This window comes from Rhizobium sp. WYCCWR10014, assembly GCF_001657485.1.
Taxonomy (GTDB): Bacteria; Pseudomonadota; Alphaproteobacteria; order Rhizobiales; family Rhizobiaceae; genus Rhizobium.
Genome location: NZ_LXFU01000039.1, coordinates 17,947 through 41,451, shown reverse-complemented (window position 1 = coordinate 41,451; position 23,505 = coordinate 17,947). Strand labels below are relative to the sequence as shown.

The following is a 23,505-nucleotide window of genomic DNA, read 5'->3' as shown; positions in this document are numbered from 1 at the left end:
AGGATTTTGCGCTTGTGGGCTTAGAAATTCCTTCTTAGTCTGCGTCGAAAACCAGAGGGAAAAGATGCCCCGGGTGCGGAATCTTTGAAAAAAACAGGAGAAGTCATGAGGTCAACCATCCTATGCGTGACGGCCGCCGCCGTTACCGCACTCCTTGCTGCCGCGCCGGCCTATGCGCAGGAGCGCGTGGTCAACGTTTACAACTGGTCGGATTATATCGACGACTCCATCCTGACCGACTTCACCAAGGAAACCGGCATCAAGGTCGTCTACGACACCTTCGATTCCAACGAGACCGTGGAAACCAAGCTGCTTGCCGGCGGCACGGGTTATGACGTCGTCGTTCCCACTGCCGACTTCCTGCAGCGCCAGATCCAGGCCGGCGTCTTCCAGAAGCTCGACAAGTCGAAACTGCCGAACATTTCCAACATGTGGGATGTGATCCAGCAGCGCACCGCCGAATATGACGCCGGTAACGAACACGCGGTCGATTACATGTGGGGCACGGACGGCATCGGCTACAACGTCAAGAAGGTCGCTGAAATCCTCGGCCCCGATGTCAAGCCCGGCCTTGAAGTGATCTTCGATCCGAAGGTCGCCGAAAAGTTCAAGGATTGCGGCATTTACGTTCTCGACACGCCGAAGGACGTCATCTCCACGGCGTTCCGTTATCTCGGCCTCGACCCGAACTCCACAAAGGCTGAGGATTTCAAGAAGGCCGAAGAGCTGCTCACGGCCGTCCGCCCCAATATCCGCAAGTTCCACTCGTCCGAATACATCAATGCGCTTGCCAACGGCGACATCTGCATCGCCTTCGGCTATTCCGGCGACATGCTGCAGGCACGTGACCGTGCGGCCGAAGCCAAGAACGGCGTCGAGGTCAATTATTCGATCCCCTCGCAGGGCGCCCAGATGTGGTTCGACATGATGGCGATCCCCGCCGATGCGCCCCATGTCGCGGAAGCCCACGAGTTCCTGAACTACATGATGAAGCCTGAGGTCATCGCCAAGGCCAGCGACCACACCTTCTATGCCAACGGCAACAAGGCTTCGCAGCAGTTTGTCAGCAAGGAGATTCTGGAAGACCCGGCGATCTATCCGACCGAGGAGGTGATGAAGAACCTCTTCACCGTCAAGCCGTGGGATCCGAAAACGCAGCGCTTGGGGACGCGCCTCTGGACGAAGGTCGTGACCGGCCAGTAATTCAGCCTTGGGCCCGGACGGAAACGTCCGGGCCTTTCAATTACCGGCCGGGGTGGAGGCCGGCAGAACCTTGTATTTCGGGGAATAATATGAAGTCTCTCGGCAATATCCGCCGCGCTTTTGCGCCTTGGACCGATCCGTCTGCAAAACCCTTCATTGCTTTCAAGAATGTCACCAAGCGCTTTGGCGATTTTACCGCCGTCGATGATCTGTCGCTTGATATCTATCACCGCGAGTTCTTCGCGCTGCTCGGCGCGTCGGGTTGCGGCAAGTCGACGCTCCTGCGCATGCTCGCCGGTTTCGAGCAGCCGACCTCGGGCGAAATCGTTCTCGACGGCACCGACATGGCCGGCACGCCGCCCTACAGGCGGCCGGTCAACATGATGTTCCAGTCCTATGCGCTTTTCCCGCATATGACGGTCGAGAAGAATATCGCCTTCGGCCTGAGGCAGGACGGCATGTCGAAGGACGAGATGACTGACCGCGTCTCGCAGATGCTGAAGCTGGTCAAGCTGGAGCAGTTCGCCTCCCGCAAGCCGAACCAACTTTCCGGCGGCCAGCGCCAGCGCGTGGCGCTGGCGCGCTCGCTTGCCAAGCGCCCAAAGGTGCTTCTGCTCGACGAACCGCTCGGCGCGCTCGACAAGAAGCTGCGCGAGGAAACCCAGTTCGAGCTGATGGACCTGCAGCAGAACCTCGGCCTCACCTTCGTCGTCGTCACCCACGACCAGGAAGAGGCGATGACCATGGCCGACCGCATCGCCGTCATGAGCCACGGCAAGGTCGTGCAGGTGGCGACGCCGGCGGAGATCTACGAGGCGCCGAATTCCCGCTTCGTCGCGGATTTCATCGGCGACGTGAACATCTTCGACGGCAAGGTCACCTCATCGGGCAACGGCACCATCGAGATCGCCATCGACAGCGGCTTCAGCGTGCGCGTTGCCGCCGCCGAGACACCCTCGGCCGGCAGCGCCGTCGGCTTCGCCATCCGGCCGGAAAAGATGCGGGTCGGGCGCACGCCTCCTGCCAACGCTTTGGTCAACGCCGCCAGGGGCGAACTCTGGGACATCGCCTATCTCGGCGACATGACCGTCTTCCATGTGAAATTGCAGAGCGGCAATATCGTCAAGGCCTCGTCCCTCAATGCGCAGCGCTCCGTCGACGACCCCTTCACCTACGACCAGGAAGTCTGGGTCTCTTTCGATGAGAACGCCGGCATTCTGCTGAAGGATTGACATGATGGGCAAGCTCACCTCCGGCCTCTACAATCGCCTCGTCATCGCCATCCCCTACACTTGGCTGCTGCTCTTCTTTCTGGCGCCCTTCTTCATCGTCTTCCGCATTTCGCTGTCAACGACGGCGATCGCCATGCCGCCTTACGAGCCCGTCTTCTCACTTGCCGACGGTTGGGCCGGGCTCTGGAGCAAGATCGGAGAGCTCTCTTTCGACAATTACAGCTACCTCACAGAGGACTCGCTCTATTTCAATGCCTATGTCTCGAGCGTGGTGATTGCCGGGATCTCCACTTTCCTCACACTGCTGATCGCCTATCCGATCGCCTATGGCATGGCGCAAGCGCCGCGCAGCATCCGTCCGACGCTGGTGATGCTGGTCATCCTGCCGTTCTGGACGAGCTTCCTGATTCGCGTTTATTCCTGGATCGCGATCCTGAAGCCGGAAGGGCTTCTCAACCAGCTTCTCCTGTCGCTGCACATCATCGACAGCCCGCTGATCATCCTCAACACCAATACCGCCGTCTATATCGGCATCGTCTATTCCTATCTGCCTTTCATGGTGCTCCCGCTTTATTCGGCTCTGGAGAAGATGGACGGTACGCTGATCGAGGCGGCGCAGGATCTTGGTTGCACGCCGATCAAGGCCTTCTGGCGCGTCACCTTTCCGCTGTCGATCCCCGGCGTGGTGGCAGGCTGCATGCTGGTCTTCATTCCCGCCGTCGGTGAATTCGTCATTCCCGACCTGCTCGGTGGTTCGCAGACGCTGATGATCGGCAAGACGCTCTGGAACGAATTCAACGCCAACCGCGATTGGCCGGTCTCCTCGGCGGTCGCAACGATCCTGCTGATGATCCTGGTGATCCCGATCGTCTTCTTCCAGAACGCCCAGGCCAAGGCCGAAGAGCGGGGGAAATAACTCATGCTGAAATGGACCCGTTTCAACATCATCTCCGTCACGCTCGGCTTTGCCTTTCTCTACCTGCCGATCGTGCTCCTGGTGATCTTCTCCTTCAACGAATCGAAGCTCGTCACCGTCTGGGGCGGCTTCTCCACCAAGTGGTATGTCTCGCTGCTCTCGAACCAGGGCCTGCTTGACGCCGCCTGGGTGACGATCCGTGTCGGCCTGCTGTCGGCGACGGTCGCAACCATCCTCGGCACGATGGCGGCGCTGACGCTGGTGCGCTACACCCGCTTTCGTGGCCGCATGCTGTTTTCGGGCATGATTTACGCGCCGCTCGTCATGCCCGACGTCATCACCGGCCTGTCGCTGTTGCTGCTCTTCGTCGCGATCGGTTTCGACCGCGGCTTCTGGACGATCACGCTCGCGCATACGACGCTGACCATGTGCTTCGTCGCCGTCGTCGTGCAGTCGCGCCTGTTGAGCTTCGATCAATCGATCGAGGAAGCGGCGCAGGATCTCGGCGCGCCGCCGGTGCGGACTTTCTTCGAGATCACCCTGCCGATCATCGCGCCGGCTGTGCTCTCCGGCTGGATCCTTGCCTTCACCCTGTCGCTCGACGACCTGGTGATCGCCAGTTTCACGTCGGGGCCAGGCGCCACCACGCTGCCGATGAGGATCTACAGCCAGGTGCGCCTCGGCGTGACGCCTGAGATCAATGCGGTGTGCACGATCCTGATCGCGATCGTGACCGTTGGTGTCATCTGCGCCTCGGTCGTCACCAAGCGCCGTGAAATCCAGCGCCAGCGGGACGAGCGTGCGGCCGCCGCCGGCGCATGACCTATGGCTGCTTGATGCCGTGTGACGCGCTTTATTGCGCCTGAGGCGTATTGCCGAAAAGCGGAACCGGCGAGATCACCGGGTTCGGCCATGAACCGCCGATGAAGAACGGCAGAAGCGGTAGCTCCGCCGCCTTGGCAGGATCGGTTGCATCAAGCGATCCGGAAAGCGCCAGCCCGTTCGACTGATAGGTGATGACGCCGGAAAGCGTCAGCGTCTGTGTGGCGCCGGCGATGCGGGCGTCGTGCATTTCGGCGGAACCGTTGGCAAAATCGGCCTGAAGGTTGAGCTGGTTGAAGGCGAAGGCGCCGCCTGCTGCCGCGCTCAGCGGAAAGAACGGCTTTTCGGCCGCCTGCGTCCGAAGTGCTGCGGCATCGATGCCGGGAATCGTGCCTTCTCCCGTCCAGAAGTGCAGCCTGCCGGTGACGTCGGCAAGGCCGGTCGTCCAGATCGCCTTCGGCGACTGCAGGTCGAGATCGAGCGATCCGGTTGCAAGCGGCAGCGGACCCTTCAGCTGCAGGCGCTCGGCAAGGGCTGCGAAGTCGGCATTGCGGATCGACAGCTGCAGCTTGCCGCCGCCGTCGAAGTCGCGCTGCGTTGCTTCGAGATGCGCGGTCATTTCACCGCCTTCGAACTGGCTGTCGCCGATATCGAATTTCGCCTCGCCGCCGGCAACGATCATGCTGGCGCCGACATCCGAAAGCTCGAAGAGACCCATCTGCGCGCGCCGCGCGGAAAGCCTGACGTCGACATCCAGCGCCCGCAGCCGTCCGCTTATGCCGGTGGAAATGTCCTCCGCCTCGCCGGCCGCGAGCCTGAGCGCGAAGGCGTCGAGGAAGGGCTTGAGGTTCATCTGGTCGAAGGCAAGCGTGCCGCCGATTTTCGGCCGTTTGCCTGGTTGGGTGAAGAGGTCCATCACCCCGGTGGCGCTCGCTTCGTTCAGCGAGAGGCTGAGATTGTTGAAACGCAGCCCGTTGCCCGACGACATGATGTCGGATTCCAGCGAGGCGCTCTTAAGCGTTTCGATGCCGGGGATCGATTTGCCCGACCATGTCAGAAGTGCGGGCACATCGGGAATGCTGGCGGTGACATTGCCGGAAAAGGCCGAAAGGCTCGCGATACTGGCAATGCCCTGGAAGTGCGCGGTCAAAAGGTTTGATGTGAGCGACGTCCGTGTCTCGGCATTCCTGCCGGCAAAGGCGAGCAGCGGCTGGCGCGAGGCGAAATCGACTTTCAGGTCCTCGCCGTTGATACGGGCGATGACCACCGCCGAGATCCCGCCGGATAGTCTCGGCCAGGCGATATCGGCGGTGACGCTGTCGAAATGATAGGTCGTGGCGGACTCGATGTCGGTTACCACAAGCGTGCCGTCCTCGACGGTTACCGCGCCGATCTCGGCATCGAGATCGGGATCGAGCACCTCAGCTCCGTTTTCGTAACGTACGCCGCTGATCGCGCGTGCGAGCAGGCCGGCATAACTCCAGTCGATCAGCCCTTTTTCGTCGCGCGTGAGCGCCAGCTTGGGGCGCACCAGGTGGAACTCGTGAAAGCTCGTCCGGCCCCTCAACGCATCGATGAGGCTGAAATCGGCCGACAGGCTTTCAATGCTGCCGAGCAGCTTGTCGCCGCTTTCGCGCGGTTGGCGGATGGTGATCTGGTTCAGCGTGATGCGTGGCGTCGGCCAGAATTCGAGAACCGGACTGCCCTTGATCTCGGCATGGTAGCCCGTCCATTTGGACAGCGTGTCCTCGATGCCGGAGCGCACGAAGCCGGTCGAGATGAGATAGGGGGCCGCAACCCTGAGCGCCACGAAAAGCGCCAGCGCGATCAGCAGGAACACCGTCGACAGGCGGGCGAAGGCCGGAAGCCAGCGCGAAACGGGTCCGATCTTCCTGCGCCACCTGCGATGTCTTGACGTGCTCATGATCTCCGCCGGCAAATTCAGCCGGTCATCCCGTTATGCGCTGATTTCGCCGGATATAGGAAATGCCAGGCATATGCAAATCCCATAGGGTGCCCCACGCGTCATTTAAGACGCACAAACGACGCTGTAACACTTTCAATCCTCGCATCGTGCTTTCAGAAAATCGATTCCGATCTCCGGACCGATACGCTGGGTATCGGATCGCGCCGGATCGCGTCGGTTCCGCACTTTATAATGCAATGCAGCATGATATAAAGACGGTATTGGGGAGGAGGATTGAATGCAGGATAACAGACCACTTTGGGTACCCTCGGAGGATGCCGTTGCAAAAAGCCCGATCCATGCCTTCATGGAGCGCTGCAATGCCGATTTCGGGCTTTCTCTTTCGGGCTTTGAGGATCTGCATGCATGGTCGGTGGCCGAGCGGGAGAATTTCTGGTCGACCGTCTGGGATTTCTGCGGCGTCAAGGGAGAGCCTGGCGCAAAGGTGCTTGCCAATGGCGACCGCATGCTGGAAGCCCGCTTCTTTCCCGATGCGACGCTGAACTTCGCCGAAAACCTGCTGTCGGGCCGCGGCGAGGGCGATGCCATCATCTTCCGCGGGGAGGACAAAGCCGAGGACCGCTGGTCGTGGGACCGGCTCCATGTGCTGGTCTCGAAGCTGCAGCAGGCCTTCGCAGCACTCGGCATCGGCAAGGGCGACCGCATCGCCGCGATGATGCCGAACATGCCGGAAACCGTCGCCGCCATGCTCGCCGCCGCTTCGATCGGCGCCATCTGGTCGTCCTGTTCGCCTGATTTCGGCGAGCAGGGCGTGCTCGACCGCTTCGGCCAGATCGGTCCGAAGCTGTTCATCGCCTGCGATGCTTATTGGTATTCCGGCAAGCTGCAGGATGTCGGCGCCAAGGTCGCCACGGTCGCAAAAAGTCTGGGTGTGCCCGCGGTCATCGTCCACTACGCCGGCGATGCGGAGGCCGTGGCGCGCAAGATGCCGGGGGCTTTAACGCTTGAGGCCTTTGTCGCGCCCTATGAGGCAAGGGAGGTCGAGTTCACGCGGCTCGACTTTTCGCACCCGCTTTACATCCTCTTTTCGTCGGGCACGACAGGCGTGCCGAAATGCATCGTGCATTCGGCCGGCGGCACGCTGCTGCAGCACCTCAAGGAGCAGCGGCTGCATTGCGGCCTGCAGGCGGGCGAGAAGCTGTTCTATTTCACCACCTGCGGCTGGATGATGTGGAACTGGCTGGTCAGCGGTCTCGCCAGCGGCGCGACGCTCTGCCTGTTCGACGGTTCGCCCTTCGCCCCCGATGGCAACGTGCTGTTCGACTATGCCGAGGCCGAAAAATTCGCCATCTTCGGCACCTCTGCGAAATATATCGATGCGGTGCGCAAGGGCGGGCTGACGCCGCGCGCGAGCCACGATCTCTCCAGCCTGCGGCTGATGACCTCCACCGGTTCGCCGCTGTCGCCAGAAGGGTTCACCTTCGTCTACGAGGGCATCAAGGAAGACGTACAGCTCGCCTCGATCTCAGGCGGTACCGATATCGTCTCCTGCTTCGTGCTCGGCAATCCTCTGCAGCCGGTCTGGCGCGGCGAAATCCAGGGGGCCGGCCTCGGCCTTGCGGTCGACGTCTGGAACGATGACGGCAAGCCGGTACGTGGGGAGAAAGGTGAGCTCGTCTGCACCAAGGCCTTCCCCTCGATGCCGGTGATGTTCTGGAACGACCCCGACGGCGCCAAATATCGCGCCGCCTATTTCGAACGATTCGACAATGTCTGGTGCCACGGCGATTTCGCCGAATGGACGGAGCATGGCGGCCTTGTCATTCACGGCCGTTCGGATGCGACGCTCAATCCTGGCGGCGTTCGCATCGGCACGGCCGAGATCTACAATCAGGTGGAGCAGATGGAGGAGGTGGCCGAGGCGCTCTGCATCGGCCAGGACTGGGACGACGACGTGCGCGTCATCCTCTTCGTCCGACTTGCCCCGGATGTGACGCTGACCGAGGATCTCGTCAAGGCGATCAAGACCCGCATCCGCACCGGCGCCTCGCCGCGGCACGTGCCGGCGAAGATCATCGCGGTTGCCGATATTCCCCGCACCAAGTCCGGCAAGATCGTCGAGCTTGCCGTGCGCGAGGTCGTTCACGGCCGGCCGGTGAAGAACCAGGAAGCGCTTGCCAATCCAGAGGCGTTGGGGCTCTTCGCCGGGCTAAGCGAGCTGAAGGATTGACAGCGATCGTAGATTACAAGCTTTCACCCTTTATCAATTTCCTGTCATGGAAACCTTTCGTTAAGAAAGGTTTGTCAAAGGTGAAGCTAACTTGGGGGCCGCACATGAACGATGCGGCCTGGGGCCTTCGGGCCTCCGAAACATGACGTTGATCGACTGAGCTCTTGTTGAACAGCACCAAATTCAAAGGCGGCCTCCTGGCTGCCTTTTCTTTATCAACCGGCCAGCACCCGCTGCGACGGAAAGGTGATCTCGACGAGCGTGCCCTCGTTCGGCGCCGAATTGATCGAGAAGGTGGCTCGGTTGGCATCCACCATCGCCTTGGTCAACGGCAGGCCGAGCCCGGTGCCGTCGCCGCGATGACGCGATTGGGTCGAGGAGACCTGCCGGAACGGCTTCATCGCCTGGTCGAGCTCGCTGCGCGTCATGCCGATGCCGGTATCGCGGACCCTGAGGACGACGCTGCCATTCGCCTCATAGGAGGTGGAAACGACGATCTGCCCGCCTGACGGGGTGAAGCGGATGGCGTTCGACAGGATGTTGAGCGCGATCTGCTTGATCGAGCGCAGATCCGCCACGACCTCGGGCACTGCATGCGACAGCGCCGTGCGGATGATGACGCGCTGGCCGTTCGCCTGCGGCTGTACCAGAGCCACGGCCTCGGAGACCGCCTCGTTGAGGCCGACGGCGGCAAAATCGAGATCCATCTCGCCCGCCTCGATCTTCGAAATGTCGAGCAGGTCGTTGACGATATCGAGGACGTGCCGGCCGGAGCGGCCGATGTCGTTGGCATATTCGATATAACGCGGATGGCCGATCGGCCCGAAGCGCTCGCCGGCCATCATGTCGGAAAAGCCGATGATGGCGTTGAGCGGCGTGCGGATCTCGTGACTGACGCGGGCGAGGAAATCGGTCTTGTGGGCGTTGGCGGTTTCGGCCGCACCCTTGGCGTTGCGCAGCTCGTCCTCGGTGCGCTTCCATTGGGTGATATCGCGGATGACCGCGCAGTAGCCGTTGGAGGAGGTGAGCTGGCCCATCGTCATGAACAGCGGTACGAAGCCGCCGGCGGCCTCGCGGCCGATCACTTCGCGCCCGTCGTTTAACACGCTTGCCACGCCATGGTCGGAGAGGCCGTTCAGATAGTCGATGACTGCCTTCTGGCTCTCATGGGCAAATAGCATGACGAAGGGTTTGCCGCGCGTCTCCTGTTCGTCGTAGTTGAAAAGCGCGCTGGCCGACCGGTTCATCGAGCGGATGTCGCCCTCCGTGCCGATGACGACGACGCCGTCGGTCGCCGTTTCCAGGATCGAGCGCAATTCTTCCACTTCGACCTGGAGTTTAGCGACTTTCTCGACCATCCGCTCGGGGCGGCCTTCAGAGCGGCCATCGGAGCGGCTTGCGTCGCTGCGGCCATCTTCCTTGCCTTCCACCGGCATCAGCGCCAGCATCAGGGCGTTGGCGTCTTCCCAGCGCACAGATTGCAGCCGCGCGGTCACCGGCGCCAGCGTATCATCGGCCTTGACGAGCATCATAGTGCCGGAGCCTGCGGCATTCTCCTCGAGTTCGCGACGCTGCAGCAGGGCTTCGATGCCGCCCACTTCACGTAATGCCTCGAGCGTGCCGTAGCCCGTCAACCGCATGAATTCCGGATTGGCATGGATCAGCGCATCGCCGATATGGATGAGCACGGCAACAGGCAGTTGGTCGACCGTTCCCACCGAAAGCCCGTCCGTCATCTTGATGCGCGGCGGGATGAAGCTGGTGAGAACCTCGATCTGACTGGCCGTCTCCTCCAGCCCTTCCGTTGCCTCGTCCTCGTATATAACGTTCGGCTCTTCGGTGGCGCCATCGTCTTCGCGCTCCGCCTCGACGGCATTCTCGAAAATCGCCTCCTGCGGCGCGATCTCCTCGTCAGACGGTATGTCCGCCTGCTCAGTGGTGGGTGTTTCGGCCTCGAACGCTTCGGGTCCGGGGGCCTCTTCGAAGCCGGCCGTTTCCGTGACCGCGGGTTCCGCCGGCGCCGGGCTGCTAGGCTCGTCCTTGTTGGCGCCGAAGGCTTCGAGGCGCTTGGCGATCTCGCGGAAATTGGCCTGTTCGGCAGCCGTCAGTCCGGCGCCGCTGTTGTGGAGCTGAACGATCTTGTCGGAGAAACGGCGATTGGGCGTTTCCGAAATCCGAAGCGCCGGCGGCTCGTCCGAAACATCCGCTGCCGGCTCGGCGGCAGGTGCTTCGTCGGCGCCGACCGCCTGTTCTTCTACGGCATTCTCCGGCGCTGATGTCTCCACGATCGCCTCTTCGGCAGTGATCTCTTCCGGTCCTGTCTCTTCGGTCTCCGGCTCGGCTGCCGTAAACGCTTGGTCGTCGATCTCTTCCGCTTCGATGGTTTCGGCCGAGACCTCTTGGGGGGCGGCTTCCGCTTCACCTGCCACTTCGGCGACGGGCTCTGCCACCGGGCCGAGGCTCGCTGCATCATGGCCGATACCATCAGGGCCAAGCGTCAGGCCGAGCGCCAGCGGATCTTCCTGTGCATCGGAAAGCCGCACGACGCCGAACCCGCGGAAGCCATCGAAGTCGCGGTTGCGGGTATAGGTCGGCAGCGCCGCCAGATCGACCGGAACGACGAGGCTGGTGCCTTCGACGGGCCAGAGGATCGTCTTGCCCGACCACGTGTCGCGGCGGGCGAGCGCCTCGGAAAGCTTGCCGTCAGGATCGAGATTGAAGAGGGCGGCGACATCGCCGAAAGCAGAGCCGATGATATCGGACGCATGCGGACCGACGGCCTCGGCAAATTCGTGGCTGACCTCGGTGAACCGGCCTTCGGCGTCGATCTTCCAGACGAAGCGCGTGGCGCGGCTATTCGGCCTGAAGACGAAGCCGGGCTCAGCCGCAAGCTCAGGGGCAGGGGGCGTATCGGGGACGAGAGACGGTGCGATGGCGGGTTCTTCGTGAACCGCTGCCGGCGCCTCTTCGACAGGCGTTTCGCCGGCTTCGGCAAGCGGTTCCGCCGTCACCGTTTCCACCGTCTCCGCAATGGAGGTCAAATCGTCCTCAATGACCGCGGCGGGCTCGGTGGCCTCATCCGCGCCGCTATCGATCATGTTGCCGTCGCTCTTCGGCTCCGCATCCGCGGCAGGAGGCGTCTCTTCAACCGCCTCGTCTGCGGATGCCGCGGCTGTCTCGGCCGGCTGTTCGCTTTCGCCGGCGATCTCCTCGAGCGTCTCCTCGACCTCTTCGATCCCCGAAACCACGTCGATGATTTCGGTAAAGCCTGCTGGGGTGACAGGGTCGTCCTGAAGCACTTCGGCCGGCGGCGCGCTTTCTTCCTGTGTGGGCGCATCGACTGGATGCGCGGGCGCATCGACGGGATCGAGCGTGGGCGCGTCGAGCGGGTCGAGATGACCGATCGCGGCCTCCACCGCAAAGAGCAGATTGAGCGCTGGATCGTCGCTGAGCTTGCCGACCGCGGCCGGAAGATTGCCTCTGGCGGTCGCGACAGGTCGCTTCACCAACCGGTCGGGATGCGCGCCGGCAAGGTTGATCAAGGTCTTTGCCGTCTGCTCGGAGATCCCGAGCGAGGCAAAGCCCGGCGAAGCCGCGATGACCTCGCCATTGGCACCGATCACCGCCATATGCGTGTCGGGATCATCGAGTCCCTGCAGCATCTGGGCGGCCGATGCGCCGGCCGCGAGGGGCTTTGCCGAGACCGGCACCGAAAACAGGATGGCCTTTTCTCCCTGGGAAAGCCGAATCAGTTCGGCCGCCGCCTGCACCTGTGCTCGCTGGAAGCCCTTGGTGATGCGGATCATCAGGCTGCGGCTGTCGCCGATATCGGTCAGCTGGCGCGCCGCCGTTTCCAGCTGGCGGAAGGTGATGTCGGCGCGGTCGACCCCCTGATCGAGCAGGTCATAGACTGCCGAATGGCCGAAAAGCTCCGCACCCGCACCGTTCGCCCAGAGCAGACGCGCAAGATCGGCCGAAAACAGCACCATGGCCTCGCCGCGTGAAAAGCGTTCCCGCACCCGTGCATGCACGGCGATATCGATGAACGGATATTGGACTGCGGGCATGTTCGAACCTTGTCGCTGTCGGCCTTCTTAAATTAACGGCTTATTAATAACTGCGGGGCGCATGCCGGTCCAGAAGAGGAGGGGGTTTTCGGCCGGAAAGGTTAACGTCTTGTGCACTGCACAATAATTGTTGCAATGCACAATGAAATGTCTTATATAAGCATCATCCAACTAACGCAGGCAGCGGCTGCCTCAACCCAAAGGATGCGACCCATGGCTACCATAAAGACCGACGACGTTTTTTCAATCGCTTCTTTCGACCCGTCCAAGTTCACGGAATCCTTCCGTGAATTCGCCGAAAAGGGCGCTCAGCAGTCGAAAGACGCTTATGCCAAGCTGAAGACCGCTGGCGAGGAAGCCGGCAAGACGCTCGAAGCCACCGTCCAGACGGCTCAGGCCGGCTCGGTCGAGATCGGCCTGAAGGCGATCGACATCCTGCGCATCAATTCCGAGAACTCGCTGTCGCACTTCGAAGCGCTGCTCGGCGTCAAGTCGCCGGCCGAATTCTTCGAGCTGCAGACCTCGTTCATCCGCAAGCAGGCCGAACTCACCGTCGAGCAGGCCAAGTCGATCCAGGAAACCACCAAGCAGGTGGCCGAAAAGCTCGCAAAGCCCTCCAAGGACGCCGCCGAAAAGGCCATGGCTTCCTTCAAGGTTGCCTGATCGGTCTTTACCGATCGGAGATAAAAGGCTGGACCTCGCGTCCAGCCTTTTTGTATATTGACGAGGAATGGGGCTTGAATTCATCTCCAAGTCCTCGTATGTGACCCCCGTCGCGCCAAGCGCGATTTATGCGGTTGTAGCTCAGTTGGTTAGAGCGCAGGTTTGTGGCACCTGAGGTCGGAGGTTCGAGACCCCCCAACCGTACCATCTCCCACTTGTCCATATCGAAGACATAGGTAACAGATCGTCCCTAAGACATGGGTGGCAACCTCGTGCAGAAACGGGTCGTCGATCGATCGCAAAGTCCTTTGCATGACGGCACGCGCACATCGCTGGGTAGGCGCTTGACCAGCAGTTCTCTGACCTTCCTGGCACCCCAATGCGGCTTCTTTTGCCAGATGATCATCGACTCGACCGGCTGAGGTAGTTGGTTGGCGCAGCGCACCGGGCGCAAGACAGATCCGTTCAGGGCTTCCGGGCCATCATCTTTGTAGGAATTGAAGATTTTGTAGCCGGTCGTGCCCGAGATGGCGAATTCCGTTCGCGCAGTTGGTCAATCGCATGAAAGCGAATCTCGCTTGATTATGTCGCTGCCAACTACTCCTCTAAGGGTCTCCAGGTGCCCTTCGCAAACCGTCTCGACCAGTTCGAGAAGCACGGTCGTTCGCTCGTGAACCCAGCCTAACGCCTCTTCACTGATCTCGTAATGTTTCGAGTAGCGCGCCTTCACGTACGCCTCGTTCAGTGTGTTGAACCAGGCGCGTTCCTTGTGCTGATCGCGCGGAAAGGCTTCGGCGAGGCGGCGGTCCTGCTCCTCCGCAATCGAGCGCAGGAACTTGATGTTGTGCGATGGTGGGCCGTAATTGGTCAGAGTGAGCACGACGCAGGAATAGGCTTGCTCGAGCGATTGATGAGTCAAGAAGGCAGATTCGTTGAAATCGCTCTCTCGCGAATAAAACATCGCGCCCTTGTAGAATTTCGATGCTGCCTTAAACCGGTGATCAAAATGCTCCTTCGCGACGCGGAGCCGATCCTCGATCGGAAGCGGTTCGGGCTCCGCCAGCGGCTCATCGTCCAGTTCGTAGAGAACGATGCCTTCCTTGCGGATGTCGGAGAAGAAATATTGCCCCTCCCTGAGGTAGGTATTCACCTCGCGTCTGGAATGGACGATAAAGCTCACCGGCGTTTCGATCGAGGCGTCGTGAATGAGGCGGTCGGCGGCCTTGTACCAGTACTCGGCGAACTCGCAGAGCTTGCGGTTGTTGACGATGATCAGCAGATCGAAATCGGAGCGATACCCCTTCATGGTGAAAGGTTCATCGACCCATCCGCCCTTGGCGTAGGAGCCGAACAGAATGATCTTCAGGATCCTGCCGCGCTTCTTGAAATCGGCGGTACCCTCTTTCAACGCGTCCTCGAATTCCTCGTGGAGGATTTCCAGGACGCGGCCGAGTTCTCGCTGCTTGCGAAGCGGCATATGTTCAAGCGACGATTTCATAAGCAATCGATAGGCGAAAGATCCAATATCGTCTACTGGCAATTTTAGCATCGCTCAACTCCAGTTTTGCCCTTACGTCTCATCCGGTTGCCAACCCCACGCTGAGGATTGATGAAAAGCTTCAAGCGCTTAGGGACGAGGATTGTCTGAATTCGGCGTAGTTGGAACGCCATGCCTTGGGGCGAACAAAGCATGAAATCCGGCTTAGATTATACTGTCTTGAATAAAACAGTTAAATCGCCTATTTGTCGCAGTTGATGGACCCGCGCGAAAACCGGAGACAAGCGCGGAGCGCGTCAGTCGTTCGGTCTGACTATTGTGAAAGAGCGATGTCGCTCGTTGGTGCAACTGCTCCGAATATGCGAGGACAATCATGGCGATCATGTTCGTCAGAGCGCAGGTGATCAGCCGGGGAGCGGGACGCAACATCGTCGCGGCCGCCGCCTATCGTCATCGCACCAGGATGATGGACGAACAGGCCGGCACGTCGTTCAGCTATCGGCGCGGCGCCTCCGAGCTGGTGCACGAGGAACTGGCCCTGCCGGATCAGGCGCCGAATTGGCTGCGGTCGGCGGTTGAGGGGCGTTCCGTTGCCGGTGCCAGTGAAGCGCTGTGGAATGCTGTTGAAGCTTTCGAGAAACTGGCAAACGCGCGGCTGGCGAGAGAGCTGATTATCGCGCTGCCGGAAGAGCTGACGCGGGCCGAGAACATCGCACTGGTGCGCGAATTCGTCCGTGATAATTTCACGTCCGAGGCAATGGTCGCCGGTTGGGTCTACCACGACAAGGATAGCAACCCGCATATTCATCTGCTGACGACCGTGAGACCGCTGACGGAAGAGGGCTTCGGGCCGAAAAACGCTCCTGTCTTGGGAGAGAATGGCGAGCCACTGCGTTTCTTCCCGCCCGGGCGGCCCGGGGGTCGGATTGTCTATAAGTCATGGGGCGGCGACAAGGAAACCTTGCAGGCCTGGAAAGTCGCCTGGGCGGAGACGGCCAACCGGCACCTGGCGCTTGCAGGCCACGAGATCCGGCTCGATGGCCGCTCCTATGCCGAGCAGGGTCTCGATGGCATCGCGCAAAGACACCTCGGGCCGGAAAAGGCAGCCCTTTCCCGCCGGGGTGCCGAGATGTATTTCGCGCCAGCCGATCTTGCCCGTCGCCACGAGATGGCCGACCGGCTGCTGGTAGATCCTGCGCTTCTGCTGAAGCAGTTGAGCAATGAACGCTCCACCTTCGATGAGCGCGATATCGCCAAGGCGCTGCATCGCTACGTCGACGATCCCGCAGACTTCGCCAATATCCGGGCGCGGCTGATGGCGTCGGACGATCTGGTCATGCTGAAGCCGCAGCAGGTCGATGCCGAAACGGGAAAGGCGAGCGAACCTGCCGTGTTTACCACGCGCGACATTCTTCGCATCGAATATGACATGGCGCGGTCGGCGCAGGTCTTGTCGGAACGTCGCGGTTTTGCCGTTCCGTCACGGCATGTCGCGGCCGCCGTCAAGAACATCGAAACCCGCGATCCCGAAAAGCCTTTCAAGCTCGATGCAGAACAGGTGGACGCCATCCGTCATGTCGCCGGCGACAGCGGCATTGCGGCCATTGTCGGCCTTGCCGGTGCCGGCAAATCGACTCTGCTTGCCGGCGCACGTGTTGCCTGGGAAAGCGAAGGTCGCCGGGTGATCGGTGCTGCCCTTGCCGGCAAGGCCGCCGAAGGACTGGAAGACAGTTCCGGCATCAGGTCGCGAACACTGGCCTCCTGGGAACTCGCCTGGGCCAGCGGACACGAGACGCTTCACCGCGGCGACGTGGTGGTTGTCGACGAGGCCGGCATGGTGTCGTCGCAGCAAATGGCGCGTGTGCTGAAGATCGTGGAACAGGCGGGGGCGAAAGTCGTTCTGGTCGGCGATGCGATGCAGCTTCAGCCGATCCAGGCGGGTGCGGCCTTCCGGGCGATCACCGAGCGGATCGGTTTTGCCGAACTCGCCGGCGTGCGCCGCCAGCGGGAACCCTGGGCGCGTGAGGCGTCGCGGCTTTTTGCGCGCGGCGAGATCGAGAAAGGTCTCGACGCCTATGCGCAACAGGGTCATCTCATCGAGGCAGAGACGCGCGACGAAGTCATCGGGCGGATCGTCGCCGATTGGAGCGAAGCGCGCAAACTGGCAATCGAGACGTCGGTCCTCGAAGGCAATGACGGTCGTCTCCGCGGTGACGAGCTTCTGGTGCTTGCCCATACCAATGCCGACGTGAAGCGTCTGAACGAAGCGCTGCGATCGGTGATGACAGGAGAGGGCGCGCTTCGTGAGGGCCGCTCTTTCCAGGCCGAACGCGGCGCACGAGAATTCGCCGCCGGCGACCGCATCATCTTCCTGGAGAATGCCCGCTTCCTCGAGCCACGTGCTCCCCGTCTCGGTCCGCAATATGTCAAGAACGGCATGCTCGGGACGGTCGTATCCACCGGCGACAAACGGGGCGAGGTTTTGCTTTCGGTGCGTCTCGACAATGGCCGGGACGTCGTCATCAGTGAGAACAGCTATCGCAATGTCGATCGTGGCTACGCCGCGACCATTCACAAATCACAAGGTGCCACCGTCGAGCGAACCTTCGTGCTTGCCACCGGCATGATGGACCAGCATCTGACCTATGTGTCGATGACCCGACATCGCGACCGCGCCGACCTCTATGCGGCAAAGGAAGATTTTGAAGCGAGGCCGGAATGGGGGAGGAAGGCGCGTGTCGATCATGCTGCCGGTGTGACCGGCGAGCTCGTGGAAACAGGACAAGCCAAATTCCGGCCGAATGATGAGGATGCGGACGACAGTCCCTATGCCGACGTAAAGACGGACGACGGAGCCGTCCATCGTCTCAAGGGTGTGAGCTTGCCGAAGGCGCTCGAAGAAGGTGGTGTCTCAGAAGGCGACACCGTCACCCTGCGCAAGGATGGCGTGGAGCGGGTCAAGGTTCAGGTTCCGATCGTCGATGAGCAAACCGGCCAGAAGCGGTTCGAGAAAAGAGAAGTCGACCGCAATGTCTGGACCGCGAAACGCATCGAAACCGCCCAAGCCCGGCTGGAGCGCGTCGAGCGGGAAAGCCATCGGCCGGATGTGTTCAAGCAGCTCGTCGAACGTCTGTCGCGCTCCGGTGCCAAGACGACCACGCTCGATTTTGAAAGCGAGGCCGGTTATCGCGCCCATGCCGACGACTTTGCGCGACGCCGGGGGCTCGACGCTCTTTCCCAAGCTGCGGCCGGCATGGAAGAGGAGGTCTCGCGGCAGTGGGCGTGGATTGCCGAGAAGCGCGAGCAGGTGGCTGAGCTCTGGGAGCGGACCAGCATGGCGCTCGGCTTCGCGATCGAGCGGGAACGACGTATCTCCTACAATGAGGAGCGAATTGAAACGCAACCTGTCTCGGATGCAGACACTGGCCGTGCGCGGTATCTGATCGCGCCCACCACGGTCTTTGCCAGGACCGTCGCCGAAGATGCGCGGCTGGCTCAGCTTGCGTCGCCGGCCTGGAAGGAGCGGGAAGCAATTCTGCGGCCGCTGCTGGAGAAGATCTATCGTGACCCGGATGCAGCACTTGTCGCCCTGAACGCGCTTTCCTCGGATGCAGGCCTCGAACCCCGCAAGCTCGCCGACGATCTTGCCGCTGCACCCGATCGGCTCGGCCGCCTGCGTGGTTCCGATCTGATCGTCGACGGTCGGGCCGCACGTGACGAGCGCAGCGTCGCGACCGCGGCATTGCTGGAACTGATACCGTTGGCCCGCGCCCATGCGACGGAGTTCCGCCGGAGTGCCGAACGCTTCGATCTCCGTGAGCAACAGCGCCGCGCTCATATGTCCCTGCCGATCCCGGCGCCCTCCAGAAAGGCGATGAAGCGTCTCGTCGAGATCGAGGCGGTGCGCAGGCAGGGAGGGGACGACGCCTACAAGAGCGCCTTTGCGCTCGCCACAGAAGACCGCTCGCTCGTGCAGGAGATCAAGGCCGTCAGCGAGGCGCTCACCGCCCGCTTCGGCTGGAGCGCCTTTACCTCGAAGGCCGATGCGATTGCCGAACGCAACGTCGTCGAGCGTATGCCGGAGGACCTCGCGAGCACCAGACGCGAGAAGTTGGTTGGCCTATTCGAAGCCGTGAAGCGTTTTGCCGACGAGCAGCATCTCGCCGAGCGGCGGGATCGCTCGAGGATCGTTGCTGGCGCCAGTGCCGATCAGGGGATGGAGGCAGGCAAGGAGAATGCCGCGGTGCTGCCTATGCTCGCCGCAGTCACCGAATTCAAGACCCCGATCGACGAGGAGGCGAGATCGCGCACTCTCGCCACGCCGCTGTATCGCCAGCAGCGCGCCGCGCTGGCGACCGTGGCAAGCATGATCTGGCGCGATCCGGCAGGCGCCGTCGGCAAGATCGAAGAACTACTTGCCAAAGGTTTTGCCGGTGAGCGCATCGCCGCTGCGGTGACCAACGATCCGGCCGCCTACGGCGCCTTGCGCGGTTCTGATCGCCTGATGGATCGGATGCTGGCTTCCGGCCGGGAGCGGAAGGAGGCAGTGCAGGCCGTGCCTGAAGCCGCCGCCCGCCTGCGCGCGCTCGGTTCGGCCTACGTCAATGTGCTCGATGCCGAACGCCAGGCTATTGCCGAGGAGCGACGGCGCATGACAGTCGCCATTCCCGGCCTGTCGAAGGCGGCGGAAGAGGCGCTCACGCGCCTGACCGCTGAGGTGAAGAACAACGGTCGCAAGCGGAATGCAACGGCCGTTTCTCTCGATCCAATTATTCGCCAGGAATTTGCCGCTGTCAGCAGGGCGCTCGATGAGCGCTTCGGTCGCAATGCGATCCTCCGCGGCGAAAAGGATCTCATCCACCGCGTACCACAGATGCAGCGCCATGCCTTCGAGGCGATGAAGGAAAAGCTGAAGGTTCTGCAGCAGGCCGCTCGTATGGAAAGCAGCGAGCAGATCATCTCGGAGCGGCGCCAGCGGGCTGTCAGCCGTGGGCATGGCATCGATATGAATGGCCCTTAAGCAAAACAAGAGAGGCCATTTCTGTTGATCTGTATCCATAAAATGGATCAGTCTTGGCGGGAGTGTTCCGGTTGCATTATCCGGGCTGGGAAACGAACGGATGGCAAAGAAGGTATCGCAGCTCAGGTGAGCAGAATGCGTTTATCCAGACGCATAGGCGATAAGGGGCGCCGGCGAAAATGCCAAACGACTAATTCCGATTGGATTGGAGCCGAATGCCGCTGCTGGAAATGAGGAAGATCTTCGCCGACAAAAATACGGATCCTGACGTTTCGATGGAACCCGCGCCGTTTCGGGCCGTTCTCCAGCTGACGGGAGAATACGCATGTCGAAAACCCTGCTCTACGGCGCGACGAAGATCGACGAGACCAACAGCGCTTATGCGCCGATCGAGAGCCTCGCCCAGTTCCAGTGGAAGAACCGCGTCTTCATCCTATTCGCCGACAGGGATAATTCCCGCGCTGCCCGGCAGGAAAATCACCTGCTCGCCAACCGTTCGGCCCTCGATGAGCGCGACCTGGTGGTGCTGAAGGTTTCCGGCGCCGGCGTCCGTCCGCTCTTCGGTGCGGCCGACGATCTCGACGGCGAAGCGATCCGCCGCGATCTCGAGGCGGCGGAGGTCGGCGAATTCGCCGCTTTCCTTCTCGGCAAGGACGGCACCGTGAAGCTCAAGGCCAGCGAGCCGATTACCGATGGCGAGCTCTTCGCCATCATCGACAGCATGCCGATGCGTGCTGCGGAATCGCTGAAGCCGGACAAATAAACCCGAACGTCGCGTAAACGGAAATCATGAAAGGGAGGCGGTCATGTCCGTGCCCAACGAACCCATTCCCGACCAGCCGCCGATGCCCGGGCCTGGCTGGAAGCCAGAGCCTCCGATCAAGGAACCCGAGCCTGACCGGCTGCCCGACGAAGCGCCGGTTCCAAATCCCGACGAGAACGACGAACCGGCAAAACACACTTTCGAGACTTAAAGAAAGATGTGCCGTTCGGCGCTGACGAGTTCCTGAAGAAAATCGGCGACGCTCCTGACGCGTAGCAGGTCGCGCGCGGTTTCGTGATAGGTCGTCCAGTAAGCGCGCCGGATCGAAACCTCCGGCAAAATGCGCTGGAGTTCCGGATATTGCCTGGCGATATAATCATGCAGGATGCCGATGCCGGCGCCTGTTCGCACCGCCTCCGTCTGTCCGATCGCCGTCGAAATCTCGAAGCCTGCATCCCAACTCCGCATGACTGCGCCGGAAAAATTCAGGGACGCGGTGAAGATCAGGTCTTCGACATAGCCGATGCGGCGATGGGCCTTGAGCGCGTCGATATCGGCAGGTGCTCCCTGTGACGCCAGATAATTTCGCGAGGCATAAAGGCCGAGCGTGTAATCCGTCAGCTTCGAGGAAACGAGCCGGCCTTGGTCCGGTCGCTCGAGCGTGATGGCGATATCGGCCTCGCGCTGCGAGAGCGAGAAGGACCGGGGAACCGGTACGAGTTGGATCTTCAGCTCCGGATGGCGCTCGATCAATCTGCCCATGCGCGGCGCAAGGAAGGAAACACCGAAGCCGTCGGGCGCCCCGACGCGCACAGTCCCGGCAATTGCCGTATCTGTGTGGCCGAGGCAGGCCTGCACGGCCAGCATTTCCGTTTCCATCCGCTCTGCGGATGCCAGGAACACTTCGCCTTCGGCCGTCAGCTCGCAGCCATTCGTGCGACGGATGAAAAGCCGCGTCTTCAGCGCCTCTTCCAGCGACGTCAGTCGACGCGAGAGCGTGGCGTGATTGAGCCCCAGCCGCTTCGAGGCGGCAAGGATCTGCCCGGTGCGGGCGACGGCGAGGAAAATACGAACATCGTCCCAGTTCATGGCTTGGCACGTATTGCGATCGGATCGACCTCGATAAGCGTCAGCGATGTCACCATGTGCGCCGTCTGGTTCTTGTACTTAAGGAAATGCGGTGTTCGCAGATGGGCGTCGTATGCTTCCTGGTCGGCGTAGACTTCAAGGATACGGATCCGGTTTGGGGTGTCCCTGATGGAAACGGCGCTCAGGGAAAGGACGCCGTCTTCCAGCGCTAGGGATGCTTCGATTTCTTCCGTGAGCACTGCGCGATAGGTTTCAAGCGTGTCCGGATCGATCTCCAACTCCGCCATTCTGACGACGGGTTTCCGGCTCATCGGTTTGACCTCCCCTTTGGGGTTTGACTTGTTGGCGTGCGGTGCCAAGTTTGGAAGCAACGGCAGCGCCTGATGCAATGATAGAGCTATAATTTGCGCACAACGGTTGCTTATATCAGCGCATTGATTTGTGCAAATTGAAGTGCGATTGTCGGCCATCCAAAAACAGGAGGAACACCCATGCGTGAGATCGGTCATTTCATCGGCGGCAAACAGGTTGCCGGCACCAGCGGCCGCGTCAGCAACGTCTACAATCCGGCAACAGGCGAAGTGCAGGCGACGGTCGCGCTCGCAAGCGTCGAGGAACTGCGCGCCGCTGTCGAAAACGCCAAGGCTGCGCAACCGAAATGGGCTGCCACCAATCCGCAGCGCCGCGCCCGCGTCTTCTTCAAATTCGTCGAACTCCTGAACAAGCACATGGACGAGCTCGCCGAAATCCTCTCCAAGGAACACGGCAAGACGATCGAGGATGCCAAGGGCGACGTTATCCGCGGCCTCGAAGTCTGCGAATTCGTCTGCGGCATTCCCCATCTCGCCAAGGGCGAGTTCACCGAAGGCGCCGGGCCGGCGATCGACATGTATTCGATCCGCCAGCCGGTCGGAATCGGCGCCGGCATTACGCCCTTCAATTTCCCCGGCATGATCCCCATGTGGATGTTTGCGCCGGCGATTGCCTGCGGCAACGCCTTTATCCTGAAGCCCTCCGAGCGTGATCCCTCCCTGCCGATCCGCCTCGCCGAACTGATGATCGAGGCCGGTCTGCCCGCCGGCATCCTCAACGTCGTCAATGGTGACAAGGGTGCGGTCGACGCGATCCTTACCGATCCCGATATCGGCGCCGTCTCCTTCGTTGGCTCGACGCCGATCGCCCGCTACGTCTATGGCACCGCGGCGATGAACGGCAAACGCGCCCAGTGCTTCGGCGGCGCCAAGAACCACATGATCATCATGCCCGATGCTGACCTGGATCAGGCCGTCAACGCGCTGATGGGCGCAGGCTACGGTTCGGCTGGCGAGCGTTGCATGGCGATCTCGGTTGCCGTTCCGGTCGGCGAGGAGACCGCCAACCGCCTCGTCGAGAAGCTGACGCCGAAGATCGAATCCCTGCGCATCGGCCCCTATACCGACGACAAGGCCGACATGGGCCCGCTCGTCACCAAGGAAGCCTATACCCGTGTTCGCGGCCTGATCGACCGCGGTATCGAGGAAGGTGCCAAGCTCGTCGTCGACGGCCGCGATTTCAAGCTCCAGGGTTATGAAGACGGCTATTTTGTCGGCGGTTGCCTGTTCGATCACGTCACGCCTGAGATGGATATCTACAAGACCGAGATCTTCGGGCCTGTTCTCTCCGTCGTTCGTGCCCAGAACTATGAGGAGGCGCTGTCTCTGCCGATGAAGCACGAATATGGCAACGGCGTCGCCATCTACACCCGTGACGGCGATGCCGCCCGCGATTTTGCCTCGCGCATCAATATCGGCATGATCGGCATCAACGTTCCGATCCCGGTTCCGCTCGCCTACCACTCCTTCGGCGGCTGGAAGGCCTCGAGCTTCGGCGACCTCAACCAGCATGGCACGGATTCGATCAAGTTCTGGACGAAGACCAAGACCGTCACCGCCCGCTGGCCCTCCGGCATCAAGAGCGGCGCGGAATTCGTCATGCCGACGATGAAGTGATCTCCACAAGCTTCCAATCTTCAATCTGCAATCCGGGGGCCTTTCGGCCTCCGGATTTTTCGATTCTAAGTTGTTGATTTTTGCCCG

General features: G+C 61.4%; 15 protein-coding genes and 1 tRNA gene. 11 read left to right on the top strand and 5 right to left on the bottom strand.

The window, feature by feature from the left end; all coding sequences use genetic code 11:
* Positions 1–105 precede the first annotated feature (105 nt).
* From A6U98_RS21360 to A6U98_RS21345, 4 genes are all read left to right on the top strand, one after another.
* Positions 106–1,203, top strand: coding sequence for a polyamine ABC transporter substrate-binding protein (locus A6U98_RS21360; RefSeq protein ID WP_064652534.1), 1,098 nt, complete (start codon positions 106–108; stop codon positions 1,201–1,203).
* Between the two features lie 89 nt (positions 1,204–1,292).
* Positions 1,293–2,435, top strand: a complete 1,143-nt coding sequence (locus A6U98_RS21355; protein ID WP_064652532.1) for an ABC transporter ATP-binding protein — start codon at positions 1,293–1,295, stop codon at positions 2,433–2,435.
* Positions 2,436–2,439: 4 nt separating this feature from the next.
* On the top strand, positions 2,440–3,351 hold the full coding sequence (locus A6U98_RS21350; protein WP_003545610.1) for an ABC transporter permease subunit: 912 nt from the start codon (positions 2,440–2,442) through the stop codon (positions 3,349–3,351).
* Between the two features lie 3 nt (positions 3,352–3,354).
* Positions 3,355–4,173, top strand: coding sequence for an ABC transporter permease subunit (locus tag A6U98_RS21345; protein ID WP_020048525.1), 819 nt, complete (start codon positions 3,355–3,357; stop codon positions 4,171–4,173).
* A 31-nt stretch (positions 4,174–4,204) separates the two neighbouring features.
* On the opposite strand, the gene A6U98_RS21340 is transcribed toward A6U98_RS21345, so the two are convergent.
* A complete protein-coding gene (locus A6U98_RS21340; RefSeq protein ID WP_064652530.1) occupies positions 4,205–6,097 on the bottom strand; it encodes an AsmA-like C-terminal region-containing protein in 1,893 nt (630 codons plus the stop codon).
* A 280-nt stretch (positions 6,098–6,377) separates the two neighbouring features.
* Between A6U98_RS21340 and A6U98_RS21335 the strand changes: the two genes are divergently transcribed.
* Positions 6,378–8,330, top strand: a complete 1,953-nt coding sequence (locus A6U98_RS21335; protein WP_064652528.1) for an acetoacetate--CoA ligase — start codon at positions 6,378–6,380, stop codon at positions 8,328–8,330.
* Between the two features lie 215 nt (positions 8,331–8,545).
* Here A6U98_RS21335 and A6U98_RS21330 read toward each other — a convergent pair whose 3' ends face one another.
* Positions 8,546–12,397: an ATP-binding protein gene (locus tag A6U98_RS21330; RefSeq protein ID WP_064652527.1), complete on the bottom strand. Its 3,852-nt coding sequence runs from the start codon at positions 12,395–12,397 to the stop codon at positions 8,546–8,548.
* A gap of 213 nt (positions 12,398–12,610) precedes the next feature.
* Between A6U98_RS21330 and A6U98_RS21325 the strand changes: the two genes are divergently transcribed.
* Positions 12,611–13,060, top strand: coding sequence for a phasin (locus A6U98_RS21325; protein ID WP_003545621.1), 450 nt, complete (start codon positions 12,611–12,613; stop codon positions 13,058–13,060).
* A 130-nt stretch (positions 13,061–13,190) separates the two neighbouring features.
* Positions 13,191–13,267 (top strand) — tRNA-His (locus A6U98_RS21320).
* Positions 13,268–13,613: 346 nt separating this feature from the next.
* On the opposite strand, the gene A6U98_RS21315 is transcribed toward A6U98_RS21320, so the two are convergent.
* Positions 13,614–14,609: a nucleotidyltransferase and HEPN domain-containing protein gene (locus A6U98_RS21315; protein WP_064652525.1), complete on the bottom strand. Its 996-nt coding sequence runs from the start codon at positions 14,607–14,609 to the stop codon at positions 13,614–13,616.
* Between the two features lie 322 nt (positions 14,610–14,931).
* On the opposite strand from A6U98_RS21315, the gene traA reads away from it, so the two are divergent.
* From traA to A6U98_RS37230, 3 genes are all read left to right on the top strand, one after another.
* Entirely contained in the window at positions 14,932–19,578 is a 4,647-nt protein-coding gene (gene traA / locus A6U98_RS21310; RefSeq protein ID WP_064652523.1) for a Ti-type conjugative transfer relaxase TraA, read from the top strand.
* Between the two features lie 325 nt (positions 19,579–19,903).
* A complete protein-coding gene (locus A6U98_RS21305; protein WP_017959046.1) occupies positions 19,904–20,341 on the top strand; it encodes a DUF4174 domain-containing protein in 438 nt (145 codons plus the stop codon).
* 43 nt (positions 20,342–20,384) lie between these two features.
* Positions 20,385–20,552 carry a hypothetical protein gene (locus A6U98_RS37230; RefSeq protein WP_017959047.1) on the top strand — a complete coding sequence of 56 codons (168 nt, stop codon included), beginning with the start codon at positions 20,385–20,387 and terminating at the stop codon, positions 20,550–20,552.
* Here A6U98_RS37230 and A6U98_RS21300 read toward each other — a convergent pair.
* Positions 20,549–21,430 (bottom strand): LysR family transcriptional regulator, encoded by an 882-nt coding sequence (locus A6U98_RS21300; protein ID WP_064652521.1) that lies wholly within the window; start codon positions 21,428–21,430, stop codon positions 20,549–20,551. The genes A6U98_RS37230 and A6U98_RS21300 overlap by 4 nt on opposite strands.
* Positions 21,427–21,741, bottom strand: coding sequence for a putative quinol monooxygenase (locus A6U98_RS21295; RefSeq protein ID WP_064652519.1), 315 nt, complete (start codon positions 21,739–21,741; stop codon positions 21,427–21,429). Before A6U98_RS21295 ends, A6U98_RS21300 begins: the two co-directional genes overlap by 4 nt.
* A gap of 180 nt (positions 21,742–21,921) precedes the next feature.
* Here A6U98_RS21295 and A6U98_RS21290 point away from each other — a divergent pair, with 180 nt between their 5' ends.
* A complete protein-coding gene (locus tag A6U98_RS21290) occupies positions 21,922–23,418 on the top strand; it encodes a CoA-acylating methylmalonate-semialdehyde dehydrogenase (protein WP_020048532.1) in 1,497 nt (498 codons plus the stop codon).
* The last annotated feature ends 87 nt before the right edge of the window (positions 23,419–23,505 follow it).

Bases quoted from the DNA above. Each gene is read 5' to 3' on its own strand.
- A6U98_RS21305 (WP_017959046.1), top strand. From the start codon at position 19,904: ATGTCGAAAACCCTGCTCTACGGCGCGACGAAGATCGACGAGACCAAC.
- A6U98_RS21295 (WP_064652519.1), bottom strand. From the start codon at position 21,741: ATGAGCCGGAAACCCGTCGTCAGAATGGCGGAGTTGGAGATCGATCCG.
- A6U98_RS21350 (WP_003545610.1), top strand. From the start codon at position 2,440: ATGGGCAAGCTCACCTCCGGCCTCTACAATCGCCTCGTCATCGCCATC.
- A6U98_RS21335 (WP_064652528.1), top strand. From the start codon at position 6,378: ATGCAGGATAACAGACCACTTTGGGTACCCTCGGAGGATGCCGTTGCA.
- A6U98_RS21345 (WP_020048525.1), top strand. From the start codon at position 3,355: ATGCTGAAATGGACCCGTTTCAACATCATCTCCGTCACGCTCGGCTTT.
- A6U98_RS37230 (WP_017959047.1), top strand. From the start codon at position 20,385: ATGTCCGTGCCCAACGAACCCATTCCCGACCAGCCGCCGATGCCCGGG.
- A6U98_RS21290 (WP_020048532.1), top strand. From the start codon at position 21,922: ATGCGTGAGATCGGTCATTTCATCGGCGGCAAACAGGTTGCCGGCACC.
- A6U98_RS21360 (WP_064652534.1), top strand. From the start codon at position 106: ATGAGGTCAACCATCCTATGCGTGACGGCCGCCGCCGTTACCGCACTC.
- A6U98_RS21330 (WP_064652527.1), bottom strand. From the start codon at position 12,397: ATGCCCGCAGTCCAATATCCGTTCATCGATATCGCCGTGCATGCACGG.
- traA (WP_064652523.1), top strand. From the start codon at position 14,932: ATGGCGATCATGTTCGTCAGAGCGCAGGTGATCAGCCGGGGAGCGGGA.
- A6U98_RS21300 (WP_064652521.1), bottom strand. From the start codon at position 21,430: ATGAACTGGGACGATGTTCGTATTTTCCTCGCCGTCGCCCGCACCGGG.
- A6U98_RS21315 (WP_064652525.1), bottom strand. From the start codon at position 14,609: ATGCTAAAATTGCCAGTAGACGATATTGGATCTTTCGCCTATCGATTG.
- A6U98_RS21325 (WP_003545621.1), top strand. From the start codon at position 12,611: ATGGCTACCATAAAGACCGACGACGTTTTTTCAATCGCTTCTTTCGAC.
- A6U98_RS21355 (WP_064652532.1), top strand. From the start codon at position 1,293: ATGAAGTCTCTCGGCAATATCCGCCGCGCTTTTGCGCCTTGGACCGAT.
- A6U98_RS21340 (WP_064652530.1), bottom strand. From the start codon at position 6,097: ATGAGCACGTCAAGACATCGCAGGTGGCGCAGGAAGATCGGACCCGTT.